The organism is Photorhabdus bodei, assembly GCF_003287735.1.
Classification (GTDB): Bacteria; Pseudomonadota; Gammaproteobacteria; order Enterobacterales; family Enterobacteriaceae; genus Photorhabdus; species Photorhabdus kayaii.
Genome location: NZ_NSCM01000016.1, coordinates 1 through 19,495 on the forward strand (window position 1 = coordinate 1; position 19,495 = coordinate 19,495).

Here is a 19,495-nt window from a genome sequence, read left to right on the forward strand (position 1 = left end):
CTTTCCGGTAAATAAAAGTAATAGATCAAAATTGGCGATTACCGTCAACCCCACTGATATCATCAATACAAAAAACCTGTGTAAGATCACACTATTTTTAAATCAGAAATACGGTGCGGAATGACGGTTATACAATTCGGGATGCTGTTTTGGAAATATGTGAGAAATGGCAATCGGGTTGGTTTATTAACAGTACAAATGTTCTTACAGATCCTTGCTACCATAATATGCTGAATATGAAATACACAGATTGGTCTTTCAATGTATCAAGGAGTCTTTGATGCTGACCATCACTTATGGAAGAAAAGAAGAAAATATATCTGAAGTCGGTTCTGATTCGTCAGCATTTATTTCATGTGTGACAACATTAGCTAATAGTTTTATGGGACTGCGACCACACGTACCAAAAGCATCTGAACGAGCTCAGCGGGTTCAGCTACTTATGGATAAGGTATATACATCAGGTGTTGGGGTTTCACGTGAAATAGTATCACTGCCCGCACCAAAAATTCTCCGGCTTTATGATGTCGAAACTGGTGAACCAGCAATTCACAAAAATGGCCGAGCCGCGAAAATTATTTTATCTCTCGATACAGCATTTGTTACCAGCACTGAATATTTGTGCGTAAGAGGAGGAGAATTCGAGTTAATCATAAGGCAGTTTATTGATGTTCCTAATAAGCTTGAAGTCTCAACTGTTATTGAATTACGTCAATTAAATACTGAAATTGGTCCACGGAGATTACGGTTGGATTACGGGCTTGATATTTCTGCAGGTAACGAATACCTCGGCACGGCTCCTTGGCTAGTCGCTCGTCATTATGATATTAATCAATGTTATTCCAATAAAGATGGTTTTAGCGCGATAGTTACAACCAAAGAACAAAAATTGCACTATGATGTTCAATTATTCTTTGTCAGATACGCAAGCACATGGTCATATCTGGGACAGAGTTGTGCAACATCCGTAACCTTCGACTTTTCCCAGAATGAACATCATCCTCTATTTATACATTGGAAGGTACGTTCAGGGGATTGCAGGGTAGGACTTGAGATATCCCCGGTGCCATTTAACTTCATCTCCTCCCAGAATGAGCATCGAGCAAGGTGGAATAAATTATGGGAAGAGCATGATGTGACAATCAATGCGTCCGATAAACCCATTGAACTCGGTATTAAATATGCACTTTTCCAACTTTTACAGCATGGTATTGGTGCATATAACCATGAGTCAGGTTTTATTTCACCAGCTCGGGGGTTGACCAGCCCTTATCATTCAGGAGCGACTTTTTTTGATACTGAACTTCATAAATGTATATTTTGGGCTTGGAATGACCCACGTGTAGCAAAAGCATTCATTGACTACCGATACCATAGTATGGAAAAAGCGATTGAATTTGCAAAGTCCACAGGATTTTTTGGGGCGCGTTTTCCAGAGGCTTCTAATGATCATGGTGCTGAAAACGGACCTCACTATGTCCTTTCCTATCCTGATGCTGATATCGTGCGTGAGTGGAGTGTCGATGAAGTATTACACATTTCTGCAGATGTCTGCTACTCCCTATACAGATACTGGTCTGTAACCTACGATGATGCTTATATGAACACTCGTGGTTATAAAATAGTTGCAGAATGTGCAAGATTTGCAGCATCTGTATTTAAGTGGTCCGATAAAAAACAGGCATATGTTATTAACTCTGTAATGGGACCTGATGAATATCATTATCATGTCGACAATAGTTTTTTTACAAACTATCTTCTCAGATGGTGCATAAAATTTGCACTTTCGCTAATTAGCTATAAATGCTTCCCCGAGATTTCTGCAAACGAGATCAAGAATTGGAAAACAATTAGTGAAAATGTCTATCTTCCTTGGATGGTTATTGATGGCGTTTCCATTCCGGAGGAATTCGATGGGTATGCAATTCTTCAAGATACTGAGTTAAGAAACGAAAAAAAACATGGGCCGCAGTTCATAGATGAACATGAACGGTATTCTGCCGAAAAGCTGCAAAATTTCACATCCAAAATCATAAAACAGGCTGATGTTGTTCTGCTTATGTCTTTGTTCCCCGATGATTTCTCTGATGAAGTCAAGCGAGTAGCATTCAACTTCTATGAGCCCCGTACTGTTCATGAATCATCACTCAGTTATGGCCCTCATGCCGTGCTTGCTGCAGATATAGGTAAGATAGATGTTTGTGCCGATTTTATATCACGCGCAAGTCGATATAATCTGGATTTCACCCCTATATTAAATTACAACAATGGATTACATCTTTCAGCTTACGCGGGTGCATGGCAAGGGCTTGTTGAAGGCTTAGCCGGGCTACGTGTCGCAGAGAAAAGACTTTATTTTCGCCCCCGGTTACCATCCGACTGGGATTCCTATCGGTTCATGCTTTATTTTTGTGGGCAACGACTTATGGTCAGTGTACTTGCAGATGGTATCATTGACATCTACTGTGGAGGGAAGAAACTCACTACCGAATGTTGTCCAGATGGACGTATCTATATTTGCGGAGAAACAAATGACTTCATTCGCTGAACGAGCATCGCCTTATGCCGAGGCATTACGTTCCTCATCATTCCGGAAATTGCTTATTGGTCAAGGCTTGTCAATGATTGGTGATGCAGTCTGTTTAGCTGCCCTTCCTGTTGCGTTGATTCATGCCAAACTTAGTGGGGAGGTTTTTGGTGTCGTCATGGCTGCGGTGGGATTAGGGACAGTCATTGGGGCTGTCGCTGGAGGTCTGCTAGCAGACAGAAAGTCACCAAAACACATTCTCATTGCGACAGATACTGCCAGGGGGTTGGCGCAAGTTGCTGCAACTATGTTACTTGTGTTAAACGCCCCGTGGTGGGGATTAGTACTTGCCTATTTAATATTTGGTATTGGCATTGGTGTCTCTCGCCCATGTGCTCAAGTTCTGCTTGTAAACTTGCTACCCAAGCAAGCCTTAGTGGCAGGAAATGGAGCCATGAATTTTGTAGATAACTTTGTGGCAGTAGTTTTTCCTGCCACAGTAGGAGTTATGATCATATTGTGGGAACCAGCATGGGGAATACTGGTTGATGGCATTACGTTTTTCGCAGCAGCTCTTTTTACTGCCCTGATACCCGATATAGGGATTCGTGGTTCCGATGATAAATTCTCTATACGTGAGGTATTGAACGGTATCACAGTCATTACTGGTAACTCTGTATTGTTACTCGGATTTATCGCGACATTGATCCTGAATGTGTTGTGTTTCCCTATTTTCTTAGTCATTGCTCCATACGCAATCAGTGATCGATTCAGTGATACAATGTGGGGGTTTTGTCTGGCAGCTTCGGGAGCTGGTGCATGTATTGGATCTGTTATCACAGTACTTACTGCTGGTCACCAACGTCTAATAAGACTTGCCGTGATCTGTGGTTTATTTCTCTGTAGCGCAATGCTTTTATTGGGTATGGGGGGCTTCTCTTGGATGGTCATTCTGGGGGCAATGTTTGTTGGGATTGTTGAAACATCCTGGCTCACTGGTTGGACCACTGCTATGCAAACCCTCTCTCCGGAAAAAGACCTTGGAAAAGTTGTAGCGGTAGATACTTTTGTTACCAGTGGTGCACACCCATTCATTTATCTTGGAGCAGGAATTATCGGTGCAACAGTGGGATATTCTGAAACACTAACATTGACTGCAATCGTCAGTGCTATTGGAATCACTGCCATCGCACTTTCTGCTATCACTCGAAAAATTTAAAAGGCAATAGCATGATTAAATGTAACAATATTCAAGAGCAGGCTATCGATTTGTCCGAACTAATTTTCAAGCAATGGCAAAATGTTTTGACAACCGGTGATTTTGTGCTTGGTGAAGAGGTTTCAAGATTAGAAAAATGGATGTCACAATGTTGTGGAGGAGCACATGCCATCGCACTCAATTCTGGTACAGATGCTTTGCTACTTGCATTGCAAGCTTTAGGTATAGGTTCGGGTGATGAAGTTATTACTTGTGCTAATACGTTTATAGCAACAGTTGGGGCAATAGTTGCTGTTGGCGCTAAACCAATCCTAGCTGATATTGGAGAGGATGAACTCATTAATGTTGACACCATTGTTCCTCTGATTACTGAACGAACAAAGGCTGTTATACCCGTTTATTTGCGCGGACGCCCCGTAGATATTGCTCCGATTGTCACGCTGTGCCATATGAGGGGAGTATATGTTATCGAAGATTGTGCTCAAGCCATTGGAACTACTATCAATGACCAGCAAGTCGGTACATTAGGCGATGCTGCGGCTTTTTCGCTACATCCACTGAAAACGCTCGGAGGTTTTGGTGATGGTGGGATTCTCATCACTACTAACTCGAAAATAGCTGAGTATGCAAAATTTGCTCGCAATCATGGATTGCAGACACGTAATGAATCTATTTTATTTGGTATAAATTCACGCCTTGATACTTTACAAGCAGCTGCATTAAATATCAAAACTCAGTATTTAAACCAGTGGTTACAACGTCGCAAGGAAATTTCAGCTTTTTATGACAAAGAATTGTTCAATACAAGAACTGGAACAGATTTAGGGGCAGGAAAACCGGGAAACGCTTATTATCATTATGTGGTAAAATCAAAAAACCGAGACAAATTGCAGCAGCACCTAGCTAAACATGGTATTGAAGCCGCTATCCATTATCCAATACCGATTCATCGACAACAAGCATGGCTGCGTAGCCAGCCTCAAATAGCTCTTCCCACTACTGAACGTTTAGCGCAAGAAATTCTCACTATTCCCTGTCATCACCATCTTTCTGACAACGATATTGAGAAGATAGTAATGTTGATAAAGCAATTCGATTTAATTAAGGTTTAATAGAGTCGCACGAATTTACATAAAATTATAATAAACAGAAAACTCCATGAGGTGTGTATCTTTTATCCTCTTATTATTACCGTGTGCCTTTTTCGTGTATTTAAATAGTGTTTGATGGAGTTTAATATCTTTAAAAATGAAAGGTTATGTATACTTAAATATTTATTTAATCTTGATATGAATCATTTTAAATAACATATATGGATACCAACTTTAATTTTTGTCGGTGTCCATATATTATTTAGAAATAAATAAGGAAAAATTAAAAATGTACGACGTTATTATTATTGGAGCGGGATTGGTTGGTCTTGGTGTTGCAAATGCTTTGCAAGAACATAATCCACGATTACATTTATTAATATTAGATAAAGAAAATAGAGTAGCTGCCCATCAAAGTGGACATAATAGCAATGTTGTCCACTCCGGTATTTATTACTCTCCCGGAAGTTTAAAAGCACGTTTAGCAAAAAAAGGAAACCAAACTATATATCACTTTTGTCAAGAGTACGGGTTATATTATGACCGCTGCGGTAAAGTAATAGTGGCAACACATCAAAAAGAGCTTCCTTTGCTGGATAATATCTATCAGAGGGGATTACAAAACGGGATTGAAATTAATCGATTATCACGATCTGATTTAAAAAAGCGCGAGCCTTATGTCAATGGGTTGGAAGCTATTCTGGTTCCGGATGTAGGAATTGTGAATTACCCAGAAATTGCGGAAAAACTAGCTGAGATTATTCAAAACAGAGATGGGAATATTTATTATCAACAGCAGGTGTGTTCAATTCATGAATATACCGACTACGTTGAAATACAAACCTTACATGCGAGTTATAAGGCCAAACAGATTGTGAACTGTGCTGGATTGTATAGCGATAGAATTGCTAAGTTAGCGGGGTATGAAACAAGAATGAAAATTGTACCATTCCGTGGTGAGTATTACGTTCTGGATAGTAGTAAAAATTATTTGGTCAATCATCTGATATATCCTGTTCCTAATCCTGATTTTCCATTCCTTGGTGTGCATTTCACACGAATGTTCAATGGCAAACGGGATGTTGGTCCGAACGCGGTATTAGCTTTTAAACGAGAGGGATATTGCAAAACTGATTTTTGTCTGCAAGACATGATGGAGATAGTCACTTATAAAGGTTTTTGGAAGATTGCTACACGTTATTTCAGTGAAGGTATAGCAGAAATTCGACGTTCGTTTTCACTCCAACTTTTTACCGAAAATGCCCGTCAGCTTATTCCTGATTTGCAATCAGAGGACATCTCTTTGGGGGCAGCTGGAGTTCGTGCCCAAGCATTGACAATTGATGGAAAATTGGTAGATGATTTTCATTTTGTAGTTGGTCATCGTTCATTACATGTTTGCAATGCACCTTCACCAGCTGCAACGGCATCAATAGAAATTGGACGAGAGATTGTAAGAAGATATTTTCCAACTTTTTGAATATAGTAGAACGGTAAAAGTAATCATCAATCACTCCCAGCCGTCTGTTTTTTTACCTTATATTTTGATTATCACTTTAACAGGGCGATAATCAAAACATAAAGTTGGTAGATTTTGAAAAGTATCACCCGACATTCCTGAATTGGGTGCGGAATGTCGGATTTAAAAAAACATTTGCTCGGAGTCTATTTACTCACAGAATAATCTTACTATGCGAAACTGCATATTATAATTAACGGGCTAATCGGCCCGTTTAAAGATTTACGCATTGCTATTGGTTGGCGCTTCTGGTTTTGAATTACCGGAAGGTTTACGGCGTTTACCGATATTTTTGCTATCTCGATGACGTATTTTAGCTTTTTTCTTCGATTCTTCCGCTTTCTTTTTCTCTTTGCGTTTAGCCAATACTTTTTTCGATGGCTTATTGTGGGCTTTGTCACTTGTGCTTTGGTTGTTGGGCGAAGTTCATCAACAATCCGCGACGTGAGTGGTTCATTCAGATAGCGACTGATTTTGCCTAATAAAGGATGATCATGCGCTTCCACTAAGGTAATTGCAGTACCTTTACCTGCACGAGCTGTCCGGCCAATACGGTGTAGATAAATATCGGCGGTGCGCGGTAAATCAAAATTGAAAATATGGCTGATATCATCAATATCCAATCCACGGGTAGCAATATCTGTTGCAACCAGAACAGTGATACTGCCATCATTCAGGTGCTTAACTGCTTCCGTCCTTTTAGCCTGTACCATTTCCCCTTCAAGGTATCGGGCTTCAATGCCGGCTTGATGCAATTCATCCACAAGTTCATGAACACGTTCACGTTATTTAGTTAAAACTCCCAATAATCTCATTGTCTAACCGATACTTTACCAGCCAGTAGAACTATATTGGATATTATGGAACTCGCAATGGCTGGTGCAAAGTTAGGTTATTTCTCCGCAGCCCGACTTTTCCTGAAAGGATATCTGTAACCATGACAAATCATAGTTTTCCAATTATCTCTAGTACGCTATTTTAAAAATACGTATTAATGTTAAAATTTTTGTACCATTTCTACAGATGCGAAATCATATTCTTAATAAACTATTACAAAGATATCTTCGCTGACAAGCCGATTGACTTTATTAATCTGTATTCGCAAACGCGTAGCACTGTCTATTCAGAAGGAGAGCTTATGAAATCAAGAGCTGCTGTTGCATTCGGACCGGGCCGTCCCCTTGAAGTCGTTGAAATCGATGTAGCCCCGCCCCAAGCCGGTGAAGTGCTGGTCAAAATCAGTCATACCGGTGTGTGTCATACGGATGCCTTCACCCTGTCAGGAGATGATCCAGAGGGCGTTTTTCCTGTCATACTCGGGCATGAAGGCGCCGGCGTAGTCGTTGAGGTTGGTGAAGGCGTCACTAGCGTCAAACCCGGTGACCACGTTATCCCTCTTTATACCGCAGAATGCGGAGAGTGCCTGTTCTGCAAATCAGGAAAAACCAACCTGTGTGTGGCTGTACGGGCAACTCAAGGGAAAGGCGTAATGCCGGATGGCACAACCCGTTTTTCCTATAAAGGGCAGCCTATTTATCATTATATGGGATGCTCCACATTCAGCGAATACACAGTCGTGGCCGAAGTATCACTGGCAAAAATCAACCCGGAAGCAAATCATGAAGAAGTGTGCCTGCTGGGCTGTGGTGTCACTACCGGCATCGGTGCAGTGCATAATACCGCTAAAGTACAGTCCGGTGATTCCGTTGCCGTCTTTGGGCTCGGCGGCATTGGCCTTGCCGCAATCCAAGGCGCTCGTCAGGCAAAAGCTGGCAGGATCATTGCCATCGATACAAATCCGGCAAAATTTGCGCTGGCAAGACAGTTCGGTGCAACCGACTGCCTGAACCCAAATGATTATGACAAACCTATTCAGCAAGTCATTATCGAGATGACTGAATGGGGAGTGGATCATACCTTTGAGTGTATTGGTAATGTCAATGTGATGCGTGCCGCGCTCGAAAGCGCACACCGTGGCTGGGGGCAATCAGTGATCATTGGTGTAGCCGGTGCGGGACAGGAAATATCAACCCGACCATTCCAACTGGTCACCGGTCGTTCGTGGCGAGGCACCGCCTTTGGCGGTGTTAAAGGCCGCAGTCAGTTGCCTAAAATGGTGGAAGAGGCAATGAAAGGTGAAATTGAATTAAAGCCTTTTGTGACTCACACCTTGCCGCTCGAACACATTAATGAAGCATTCGATCTAATGCATGAGGGCAAATCGATTCGCACAGTCATCCATTACTAAGCTGTTCTGAGGGAGTTAAAAACCGTGCTGTAATAGGCGGTTTTTAATAAAACAGGAAACGATAGCCCCAGGTTCACCGTGAAATGAGTGAACTTGTATGTTTTACGGAGAGGAAAAAGAATGGAGAGAATTGAACGCCACGCTTGTTTTGGGGGATGGCAAGATGTTTATCAGCATGAATCGGCCGTACTTGGCTGCACCATGAATTTTGCAGTCTACCTTCCTCCTCAGGCTGAACATCAGAAATTACCAGTGCTGTATTGGCTCTCGGGCCTAACATGTAATGAGCAGAATTTCATCACTAAAGCGGGAGCTCAACGCTACGCTGCCGAACAGGGTATTATCCTTGTCGCCCCAGATACCAGCCCTCGTGGTGAGAAAGTTGCAGATGATGACGCTTATGATTTAGGTCAGGGAGCCGGTTTTTACCTCAACGCAACACAAGAACCTTGGGCACCGCACTATCGCATGTATGATTATGTGGTGTCAGAGCTACCAATACTGATCGAAGCACACTTTCCGGTAACAGCCGCTCGGGCCATCAGTGGTCATTCGATGGGAGGCCACGGCGCACTGATAATCGCACTACGCAATCCAGATCGTTACCACAGCGTATCGGCCTTTTCACCGATTGTTGCTCCTTCTCAAGTTCCTTGGGGAGAAAAAGCTTTTCGCGCTTATTTGGGTGAAGATCGTGACATATGGAAAGCCTATGATACAGTCGAGCTGTTGGCTAATAACGCCGAGCCATTGCATATGTTAATTGACATTGGTACCGATGATCCGTTTCTTGAAGAGCAACTACGTCCTGAACTGCTAAAAGATGTATGCGAAGACACTGGGCATCCCTACACACTGAACCTACGCACTGGTTATGATCATAGTTACTATTTTGTCGCCAGTTTTATCGGTGAACATATCGCATATTATGCCAATGTATTGAAGGAAATTTGTATTGATAATCAATAAATTACATACGAATCCATTAATATTTTTATGATAAAAGGATGACTAAACCAATACACGGGTGGTCATTTAGTCGATTTGATACAAATTCAGACAAAAAAACCTACGTTAATAAGGTATTAAAGAAATTTTTTACCCTATTTACTTTGGGTCAATCCTGTAGAGTAGGCCGCTGATTTGAAGTGAGTTCTCCAGCGGCATCCCATCAACCCCCTGCAACAACTTTATGAAGAGTTACTTGAACAACTTAAAAGGGCAGAAGATATTAGGAAACAGACTTTTCATCGGCGACAAAATGGAAAATAAGATTCTTTATGAATAAACTGAATAATCGCCTACATCAAACATTAGGATACTAAACACCTAATGAATTATTTTTAAATCAAAAAATTATCTTATAGTATTAGATAAAGTCATTTTCACTTATTTATAAAAATATACAGATTTTAATTAAGCATTAAGAGATAAATTATTGTCATAAACTAATAAAATAATCGACTGAGAAAAAATCAAGATGGAAAAATATCTAATGACTCATTAAATAAATACGAAATCATTTATTAACAGCGTCATGATGTTGCAATTACTATTATAAAAAAACATTATAAATTGAAATCATTACTAATCAAAACAATAAAGTCATTTTGTATAAAAATAAATATCTCATTTTATTGTGTTATAAAGAAAAAATAGGAACCATATTACATATCTAATGAAAGAAAATTACTTATTTTGGTAATTGTTAAAATAATTTTTGTTTTTTATAAAACACACATAACAATTATTTGTCCTAGTGGTTTTAATGTGTTATTTATTCCACTCGTTAAGATTTATTTTTTATTTAACACACCTTAGATGACTTATATAGTTGAATAACTAAATGTTATTAGTTTTTTCTCAAAAGGAGACTGTGATGACATTGCAAGAAATTGGCAAGATGAGTCTTAAAAATTCAGGCGGATTTGTTGCTAGAATCCAATTTAGTTATATGGATGGCGACGGTGAAAAGCATTTAAGTCAGCAAGGTAATGATATTACTCTTGGATTAACAGATACTGTTGACCCTGGCGATCTTGGCGTTCCTGATGGCTCAATAGTTTTTATGCATGTGTTTGTAGTATGGGGAAATGATAATGAAGCCCGTAAAGCTTTTTTATACAAAAAAGGAAGTCAAGTACTTGCCAGCTACAATATCAGTGGTACGACATTAAGCAATGATCTTGGTTTGATTGATATCTCGTAATACATACAAACCCACCATATTTAAATTGTCCCCCTATGTACGGATTGAAGTCCAACATTTGGGGGACAGTTCATGCTTGCACTCTCTCACGTTCCAAGCCTGAATACACATTTATCTGGCGTTGCTCCTAATGCTTCAGTCACCCTTCTACATGTAAATAGCTTTCCATAATACCGATACACCTATGCCTTTTGTTTTCTTTTTGAACAATATTGGTTCTGTAGCCTATCTCATTGATTCTACGGACCACTTGGATGAAAAGGCTGTATGTCTTGGTACACAAGGGCTGGTTGGAAGTGGAGCATAATTATGAAAACTTATTTACTCCATCACATCAAAGGTGTGTTACTGTTTATAGTTATAGAAAAATTCTTCTTCGTGATTTCAGTTACAAAAACCCCTTTGGAAAAAAATAATTCTGTTCATCTTCAATAAAGTACTGTTATTTTAGTATAGTTATATCTTCTTATAGAGCTCCTGTATTAAATCATTACCTATTATTCAGTTGGAAATATAGAGGTGAAGGCTTGAGCGATTTTGTATTCTCGAAAAACCATCTAAATCCCTTTCAATCCCAGTTAGAGGAACTTGATTCAAAATTAGTTCCTATTGAAGGAGAGGTTCCTTCAAAGTTAAAAGGTACTTTCTTTAGAATTGGTCCCGGTCGCCTGCACAGGGGAGACGAATATTATAATCATCCATTTGATGGGGATGGGATGATATTTAAAGTAACGTTCAGTGATAATGGGGTATTCTATAGAAACAGACATGTGTTAACAAAGGAATACTTAAGAGAAGAAGAAGCTCAAAGATTACTGTATCGCTCAGTTGGAACCGTCCCCAAAAAACTAAAACTCAGGATGAGATTTTTTATTATTAAAAATCCGGCAAATACAAATATTGTGTATCATTCTCATAAACTTCTGGCGTTGTGGGAAGGAGGGATGCCACATTTAATTAATCCGGTAACTCTTGAGACAATTTCAAAATATGATTTTTCTGGAAAGCTAAGAGCACGATTCTCTTTCCTCCCCAAACTTAACCTTCGTGAAGTACCATTTACAGCACATCCTAAAAAAATACCAGATGATGATAATTTATATGGATTTGGTGTGACATATAGTATTGGATCTAAGTTGACGCTATACAAAATAGACAATACCGGTGACATGACTGTTATATGCAACATTCCGCTTAAGAAAAGGTACTTAATTCACGACTTCATAGTGACAAAAAATTACTTTTTATTTTTTTTAGGTGGGCCGCATATAAATCTTAAGTTGAGGAACATAATTGGCAATGAAAGCATACTTGCATCTATGAATTCACGTGAAAATGAAGATGGCAGGGTTCTTTTAGTTTCAAGAGAATGCCATGATGCGAAATTCTATGATGCAGCTCCTGGATTTATTTTTCATTTCACAAATGGCTATGAAGATGCCGATGGGAATGTGATTTTTGATGCCTCATTTTGGCGATCATTCCCAGTATTTACACAGAATATATTTAAAAATAATAGTTCAGAACTTTGTCGTTTTACTTTATGCACTGCATCCGGGAATGTCGATAAAGAAATTTTATTCAGGGGGAATACTGATTTCCCAGCCATAAACCCTACAGTCTGTGGTAGAAAGCACAGATATGCCTGGTTCGTTTGCTGGGGGGATTCTGAAAGTGAAGAGAAATCAATAATTAAATTTGATTTTTTTGACAAGAGTGTAATAAGCCACAGTTTTGATAATGATTTGCCTGAAGAACCTGTTTTTGTAGCCAAAAAGGGTTCTGTTAAAGAAGATGATGGTTGGCTTATTTTTAAGGTTTATGTCGAAAAATTGCACTGTACAGATGTCGTGGTTTTAAATGCTGATGATCTCTCAATGGTGTGCAGATTGCGTTTGCCGCACCATATTCCAATGGGAATGCATCACTGCTGGATAAATGAAGTTATGCTGGAAGACTAAAGCCTAAAGCCTAAAGCCTAAAGCCTGTAGTAGTAATATAAACTTATCATTGTTTTTCAAATAGCTTAGTGAAATTATTTACGTGATTCGGGAAATATTTATGAACGTTAGTACTGCACGAGTTATGAATTACGAAGAGACATTACTGGAGTTACAGAGTGCACTACAACAGCACCTAGAACTGGTACTTCCTTCAGGAGCCCCGGATGACAAAGTCTGCGCAGCCATGCGAGAAAGTACACTAGTGTCTGGAAAACGTATCCGCCCCCTCTTATTGTTGCTCATAGTCCTGGATCTTGGAGAAAACCCCTGGAAGACCGACTTTCTACAGCTGGCATCTGCAATTGAAATAGTACATGCAGCCTCATTAATTTTAGACGATCTTCCCTGTATGGATAATGCGGAGTATCGGCGCGGACGCCCGGCTATTCATCGGCAGTATGGTGAAAGTGTAGCGATCCTAGCGGCTGTAGCCTTGCTGAGCCGGGCTTTTGGCCTCATTGTAGAAACAAATCTTTCTGAATACGATAAATCTGCTGCTGTCGCCATACTTTCTCATGCAGTTGGTTTAAACGGTCTTGTCCAGGGGCAGTTTCGCGATCTGAACAATACATTATGTACTGGTAATTATCACACCATTGCGGCCACCAACGATTTAAAAACCGGTTTGCTTTTCGACGCAACATTTCAGTTAGCGGCAATTGCTGTGAATGCACCTGATATAACTCGTCAGGCATTACGTCATGTATCACAACATTTGGGGCAGGCATTTCAATTACTGGATGACTTGAGCGATGATCTAAATAATACAGGGAAAGATATGTCTCAGGATAAGGGAAAGTTAACAATGGTTACACTGCTCGGAAAATCTAAAGTGCATGAGCATTTACGCAGGCACATCAGATACATTGATAAATATTTGGCGGTAGCGTGTCGCAGAAATTTAGCCTCACGATATTTTATACGATATTGGTTTGATAAAAATATTGCGATGTTTAATTAATTTCAACCTTGGCCAAAAAAATGAAAAAGATCGATCACACTCAACGTAAAAATGAGCATCTGGATATTATATTCCATTCTCCTCAAACTGAGACCCAGGTAAAAACAGGGTTTGCTGAGTGGCGATTTCAGCATTGTGCTCTGCCAGAATTGGATCTGGACAGAATAGATCTTAAGTGTTCCCTCTTTGGAAAAATTTTGCAGGCACCATTGCTCATAAGCTCAATGACTGGAGGGGTTCATCGTGCTCATGCGATTAATCACCATCTTGCAGAGGCAGCTCAAATATTAGGAATTGCAATGGGGGTCGGGTCGCAACGTGTTGCTCTTGAAAATGAAGCAAACGATGGGCTTAGCCGCTCACTACGTCAGATAGCTCCTGATATTCTCCTTTTCGCTAATTTAGGGGCAGCCCAAATTCGTGGCGAACACGGGTTTAATTATGCTCTGCGAGCAGTACAGATGATTGAAGCCGATGCTCTAATTATCCATCTGAATCCGCTACAGGAGGCGCTGCAACAGGGGGGAGATCGTAACTGGTGCCATATTCTATATGCTATTGAACAACTCGTAACAAAACTTGGGGTTCCCATAATTGTTAAAGAAGTAGGTTCAGGTTTATCGCTGCCTGTCGCACACCAATTGGCAGAAGCTGGAGTCAGTATGCTGGATATAGCCGGAGCTGGAGGAACCAGTTGGGCAGCGATTGAAGCAGAACGAGCATCCACACCGTATCACCGCGCATTGGCTATGGCATTTGCTGACTGGGGGACCCCAACCACGACGGCACTGCGTGAAATACGCGAGGCACTTCCAAATATGCCATTGATCGCCTCTGGTGGTATCAGAAATGGTGTTGATGCTGCCAAAGCTTATTGCATGGGGGCACAATTGGTCGGCCAAGCCGCTGCCGTCATACATAGTGCAGCCCTCTCCACAGATGCAGTTATAGAACATTTCCAATTAATTATTGAGCAGATAAAAGTCGCCTGCTTTTGCACAGGAAGCACTGATATTGCTGCTCTGCGTACAGCTGTTCTGCTACCAACATGAGCTTTTCCGCTATGATTGCATATCTTTAATCTCTTTCAACAAACACGAATTTCCGTGATGTATATGACTCTTGATGAGGTTAGTAACTTTGTGATTGCCGGAGGATCAACAAAATGATGTACGACTGGGATCTGATTTTGGTGGGGGGAGGATTGGCTAACGGACTGATCGCGATGCGTCTCCAGCAGTGTAAACCACATCTCCGAGTGTTGATGATTGAAAACACAGAAACAATAGGAGGCAATCACACGTGGTCATTTCATCAACATGATCTTACTGAGGCGGAACATGGGTGGATAGCACCGCTGATCACCTATCGCTGGTCAGGTTACGACGTAATTTTTCCAGCATTTCAGCGCACATTGCCACATTCATATTTCAGTGTCACGTCCCAACACTTTGCAAACATACTCCAAGCATATTTGGGCGAGCGTATACAGACTCGTTTATTAGTAAAGGAGCTAACTCCACAGAAGGTTTACTTACAGGACGGTTCGGCTCTAAGTGCAGGCGCAGTCATTGATGGGAGAGGCTGGCGACCAGGACCATTTCTGGGGAGTGGTACCCAGGCATTTTTTGGTCAGGAATGGGAACTGGAAGAATCGCACTCTTTAACCCGCCCGATTTTAATGGATACCAGTGTGGGACAGAATACAGGTTATCGATTTATCTATGTCCTACCGTTTTCCTCAACTCGTCTGCTGATAGAGGATACTCATTACGTTGATCGGGGACTACCGGATAAGACCTTGTCACAGGCAACTATCGCAGAATACGCGAAGAGGCATGGTTGGAAACTGGGTAAACTAGTTCGAGAAGAGAGCAGTTGTCTCCCGATTACACTTACGGGGGATTTTACCTCTTTCTGGGCACAACTAGCAGGCCAGCCCACCAGTGGGTTACGTGCAGCTTTATTTCACCCCACAACAGGCTACTCTCTGCCACACGCTGTTCGGTTGGCAGATCGTATTGTTGCTCTGCCAGAGCTTACCGATACCTCCTTATTCATTACCCTCAGGGATTACGCACGGCAGCAGTGGCAACACCAGCGCTTTTTCCGTCTTCTAAATCGCATGCTCTTCCTCGCTGGGGATCCACAACAACGTTGGAAAGTGATGCAACGTTTTTATCAACTTTCCCCAGATCTGATTGCACGTTTTTATGCAGAGCGACTTAATTTCGTCGATAAGGCCCGGATTCTCATAGGTAAACCGCCGGTGCCGATAAAGGGTGCCCTAAAGGCAATGTTTAAACAACACAAGAAGCTTCAGGGTTTTTATCATGATTAAAGCGCTGGTAATTGGTGCTGGTTTTGGTGGGCTGGCGCTGGCAATAAGGCTCCAGTCCGCGGGAATTCCGACATGTATTTTGGAACAACGGGATAAACCAGGTGGGCGCGCTTATGTTTATAAGGAACAGGGGTTCACCTTTGATGCTGGCCCCACCGTAATCACCGCTCCCAATGTCATTGAAGAATTGTTCACACAGGCTGGTAAACGTATGGCTGATTACGTCGATTTACTTCCCGTACGCCCTTTTTATCGGCTCTGTTGGGAATCAGGCAAGATATTTGATTACGACAATGATCAGCAACATCTGGAAAAACAAATCCATACGTTCAATCCAGGTGATGTTAACGGGTATCGACACTTTCTGGACTACTCTCGGAAGGCCTTTGATGAAGGCTACCTGAAACTTGGAACAGTGCCCTTCCTCTCTTTTCGCGACATGCTGAGTGCGGCTCCACAGTTGGTACGTCTACACGCATGGCGTAGTGTTTATCGCCAGGTGGCACACTATATCAAGGATGAGAGTCTGCGCCAGGCATTTTCATTTCACTCGCTACTGATAGGAGGTAACCCTTTTGCTGTATCTTCTATCTATACTTTGATCCACGCACTGGAACGAGAATGGGGAGTCTGGTTTCCGCGTGGAGGAACCAGCGCCTTGGTCGAAGCAATGGTGAAATTGTTTACTGATATTGGTGGAAAAATTGAGCTTAATGCAAAAGTAAAACGCCTCACCACTCATGGTAATCGGGTCACAGGCGTACAATTGACGGATGGACGAAATATGACATGTGACGTTGTGGCCTCAAATGCCGATGTTATTCATACCTATAAACATCTGTTGGGTGAGCATCCGGTCGGAATGGCCCGCGCCCGAACACTGGTGCGTAAACGAATGAGCAACTCACTGTTCGTGCTTTATTTCGGTCTGAACCACCACCATGCCCAATTAGCCCATCATACCGTTTGCTTTGGTCCACGCTATAAGGAACTCATCGAAGATATTTTTTATCATGACCGACTGGCGGAGGATTTTTCGCTCTATCTCCATGCCCCCTGTGTTACTGACCCATCCCTTGCGCCCCCGGGGTGCGCAAGTTACTACGTTCTGGCCCCTGTACCACATCTGGGGACAGCTAATCTCAACTGGGATATAGAGGGGCCACGCTTACGCGACCGTATTTTCGCGTATCTGGAAAAGTACTATATGCCCGGTCTGCTCAAGCAGTTAGTCGTTCATCGTATTTTTACCCCATTTGATTTTCGTGACCAGCTAAATGCCCATCTAGGTTCGGCCTTCTCCTTTGAACCGTTGCTGACACAAAGCGCCTGGTTCCGACCACACAATCGGGACAGCCGTATTGATAATCTGTACCTTGTCGGCGCAGGAACGCATCCTGGAGCGGGTATTCCCGGCGTAATTGGATCAGCAAAAACCACAGCCACATTGATGTTAGAGGATATAGCCAGATGAATCCCGCGCTACTTAAACACGTTACTCAGATAATGGAGCAAGGCTCAAAAAGTTTTGCCAGTGTCACCCGACTTTTCGATACGGCAACACAGCACAACACAATGATGCTGTACGCCTGGTGCCGTTATTGTGATGATATAATAGACGGGCAAGAGCTGGGGAGACAAATAAGCAATGTTGATAAGTATGACGCCCACGAGAAACTTCAAATGCTGCAATACTTGACGAGGCAGGCTTATGACGGCTTGCCGATGACCGAACCTGCTTTTGCAGCCTTTCAGATAGTTGCTCTGAGTAATGAAATCCCTCAGCAACAGGCCTTCGAACATCTGGAGGGATTCGCGATGGATGTACGCGGTGACCCTTGCAGAACGTTAGATGATACTCTGAGATATTGTTACCATGTCGCGGGAGTGGTTGGGCTGATGATGGCAAAAGTGATGGGTGTTCGCGAGGCGAGTGTGCTGGATCGGGCCTGCGATCTAGGAATTGCTTTTCAGTTAACTAACATTGCTCGGGATATTATTGAGGACGCGAAGACCGGGCGTTGCTACCTTCCGCTAGAATGGCTTTACCAAGAAGGGCTAATGCCGGACACACTTATTTATACCGAAAACCATCCTGCGCTAGCTCGGGTGGCATCCCGATTGATTGTGGAAGCGGAGTCTTATTATACCTCTGCTCTGACAGGTCTTGTTGGTTTACCTTTGCGTTCAGCCTGGGTCATCGCTTCTGCTCATGGTATCTATCGTGAAATCGGCATTAAAGTGCAACAAGCAGGAGTACGGGCCTGGGAATGCAGACAAAGAACTAATCGAGGAGAGAAGGTTACCTTATTAATGGCCGGCGCAATGAAGGCGCTTATATCTCGGGTGGCGATAACAACGCCTCGCGATCCCAAATTGTGGCAGCGACCTCATTAAAAATTAACTCCACTTTGTGGTGTAGCACCCTGCATTTCGTCACCTAAACAGAGATGTTAACTATGAATGTCAATAATGGGTTAAAAATGGGCCTTCCACATTTTGAATGTAAGTGTCCAGCAAGCAACCGTCTCCCATGTCTGAACTCTTGTCGATAGCGTAGACGTCAACCTGTTGCAGAAGGAAAAACAAGAGTGGCTGGCGCAAAGTAGGTTATTTCCCCGCAACCAGCCTTTTCCTGACATGCTGCACTCCCCTTCCTCTTTCAAGGTTCAAACCCATTACTGGATAAGGATAAGTCAGGCTTGCAATAGGCACTCCAACAGCCTATGATTAACTCAATAAATTAATTAACCACTTGATTTACAAAGCAAAAACGGCGAACCTAGAACGGAATATCATCATCAAAATCCATTGGTGGCTCATTGCTTTGTGGAGCAGAGGATTGAGCAGGACGCGAAGGAGCGCCGCCGCCGCTGAACTGCTGAGATTGTTGCTGTGGTTGTGGCTGCTGTGGCTGTCCCCAACCGCTGCCTTGTGGTTGGCTATCCTGGAAACTACCACCACCAGCACGACTTCCCAACATCTGCATGGTACCGCCCATGTTTACCACCACCTCCGTGGTGTAACGCTCCTGACCGTTCTGATCCTGCCATTTGCGGGTTTGCAGAGAACCTTCAATATAAACCTGTGAACCTTTACGCAGGTATTCACCCGCGACTTCCGCCAGTTTGCCAAATAAAACAACCCGGTGCCATTCAGTCTTCTCTTTCATCTCGCCGGTCTGTTTATCTCGCCAGCTTTCAGAAGTCGCCAGAGTAATGTTAGTCACTGCACCGCCGTTTGGCATATAGCGGACTTCCGGGTCTTGCCCCAGGTTACCGATTAAAATAACTTTGTTTATGCCTCTGCTGGCCATTGGGAATACTCCTGATGAAATGAATTTCTACAATTATTAAGCAACACAGTTTAACATGCGA

The 19,495-nt window shown here is 42.3% G+C and carries 14 protein-coding genes and 1 pseudogene; 13 read left to right on the plus strand and 2 right to left on the minus strand.

The window, feature by feature from the left end; all coding sequences use genetic code 11:
- Positions 1-280 precede the first annotated feature (280 nt).
- The 4 genes from CKY02_RS11455 (at position 281) to lhgO (ending at position 6,317) form a co-directional block, all read left to right on the plus strand.
- A complete protein-coding gene (locus tag CKY02_RS11455) occupies positions 281-2,548 on the plus strand; it encodes a glycoside hydrolase family 65 protein (RefSeq protein WP_205068467.1) in 2,268 nt (755 codons plus the stop codon).
- Complete coding sequence (locus CKY02_RS11460) at positions 2,532-3,746, plus strand: MFS transporter (RefSeq protein ID WP_112895384.1); 1,215 nt, start codon at positions 2,532-2,534, stop codon at positions 3,744-3,746. The genes CKY02_RS11455 and CKY02_RS11460 overlap by 17 nt, the downstream gene beginning before the upstream one ends.
- 11 nt (positions 3,747-3,757) lie before the next feature.
- On the plus strand, positions 3,758-4,858 hold the full coding sequence (locus CKY02_RS11465) for a DegT/DnrJ/EryC1/StrS family aminotransferase (RefSeq protein ID WP_112895385.1): 1,101 nt from the start codon (positions 3,758-3,760) through the stop codon (positions 4,856-4,858).
- Positions 4,859-5,126: 268 nt separating this feature from the next.
- A complete protein-coding gene (gene lhgO, locus CKY02_RS11470) occupies positions 5,127-6,317 on the plus strand; it encodes an L-2-hydroxyglutarate oxidase (RefSeq protein WP_112895386.1) in 1,191 nt (396 codons plus the stop codon).
- A gap of 261 nt (positions 6,318-6,578) precedes the next feature.
- On the opposite strand, the pseudogene CKY02_RS11475 reads toward lhgO, so the two are convergent.
- Positions 6,579-7,141 (minus strand): annotated as a pseudogene (locus CKY02_RS11475) (helicase-related protein); the annotation flags it as partial.
- Between the two features lie 353 nt (positions 7,142-7,494).
- On the opposite strand from CKY02_RS11475, the gene CKY02_RS11480 reads away from it, so the two are divergent.
- The 9 genes from CKY02_RS11480 to crtB all read left to right on the plus strand — a co-directional run bounded on the left by CKY02_RS11480 (position 7,495) and on the right by crtB (position 18,515).
- A complete protein-coding gene (locus CKY02_RS11480) occupies positions 7,495-8,604 on the plus strand; it encodes an S-(hydroxymethyl)glutathione dehydrogenase/class III alcohol dehydrogenase (protein ID WP_112895387.1) in 1,110 nt (369 codons plus the stop codon).
- 120 nt (positions 8,605-8,724) lie between these two features.
- A complete protein-coding gene (gene fghA, locus CKY02_RS11485; protein WP_112895388.1) occupies positions 8,725-9,573 on the plus strand; it encodes an S-formylglutathione hydrolase in 849 nt (282 codons plus the stop codon).
- A 910-nt stretch (positions 9,574-10,483) separates the two neighbouring features.
- Positions 10,484-10,813 carry a hypothetical protein gene (locus CKY02_RS11490; protein ID WP_112895389.1) on the plus strand — a complete coding sequence of 110 codons (330 nt, stop codon included), beginning with the start codon at positions 10,484-10,486 and terminating at the stop codon, positions 10,811-10,813.
- A 527-nt stretch (positions 10,814-11,340) separates the two neighbouring features.
- Positions 11,341-12,774 (plus strand): carotenoid oxygenase family protein, encoded by a 1,434-nt coding sequence (locus tag CKY02_RS11495; RefSeq protein WP_167405301.1) that lies wholly within the window; start codon positions 11,341-11,343, stop codon positions 12,772-12,774.
- Positions 12,775-12,874: 100 nt separating this feature from the next.
- Entirely contained in the window at positions 12,875-13,777 is a 903-nt protein-coding gene (locus tag CKY02_RS11500; protein ID WP_112895391.1) for a polyprenyl synthetase family protein, read from the plus strand.
- 20 nt (positions 13,778-13,797) lie between these two features.
- Positions 13,798-14,829, plus strand: a complete 1,032-nt coding sequence (gene fni, locus CKY02_RS11505) for a type 2 isopentenyl-diphosphate Delta-isomerase (protein WP_112895392.1) — start codon at positions 13,798-13,800, stop codon at positions 14,827-14,829.
- Between the two features lie 113 nt (positions 14,830-14,942).
- Entirely contained in the window at positions 14,943-16,118 is a 1,176-nt protein-coding gene (gene crtY, locus CKY02_RS11510) for a lycopene beta-cyclase CrtY (RefSeq protein WP_112895393.1), read from the plus strand.
- The gene (locus tag CKY02_RS11515) at positions 16,111-17,592 is read left to right on the plus strand and encodes a phytoene desaturase (RefSeq protein ID WP_112895394.1); all 1,482 of its coding nucleotides are present in this window, start codon (positions 16,111-16,113) and stop codon (positions 17,590-17,592) included. Before crtY ends, CKY02_RS11515 begins: the two co-directional genes overlap by 8 nt.
- Positions 17,589-18,515, plus strand: coding sequence for a 15-cis-phytoene synthase CrtB (gene crtB / locus CKY02_RS11520; RefSeq protein ID WP_112895395.1), 927 nt, complete (start codon positions 17,589-17,591; stop codon positions 18,513-18,515). The genes CKY02_RS11515 and crtB overlap by 4 nt, the downstream gene beginning before the upstream one ends.
- A gap of 385 nt (positions 18,516-18,900) precedes the next feature.
- On the opposite strand, the gene CKY02_RS11525 is transcribed toward crtB, so the two are convergent.
- The gene (locus CKY02_RS11525; protein WP_112895396.1) at positions 18,901-19,434 is read right to left on the minus strand and encodes a single-stranded DNA-binding protein; all 534 of its coding nucleotides are present in this window, start codon (positions 19,432-19,434) and stop codon (positions 18,901-18,903) included.
- Positions 19,435-19,495: the final 61 nt, after the last annotated feature.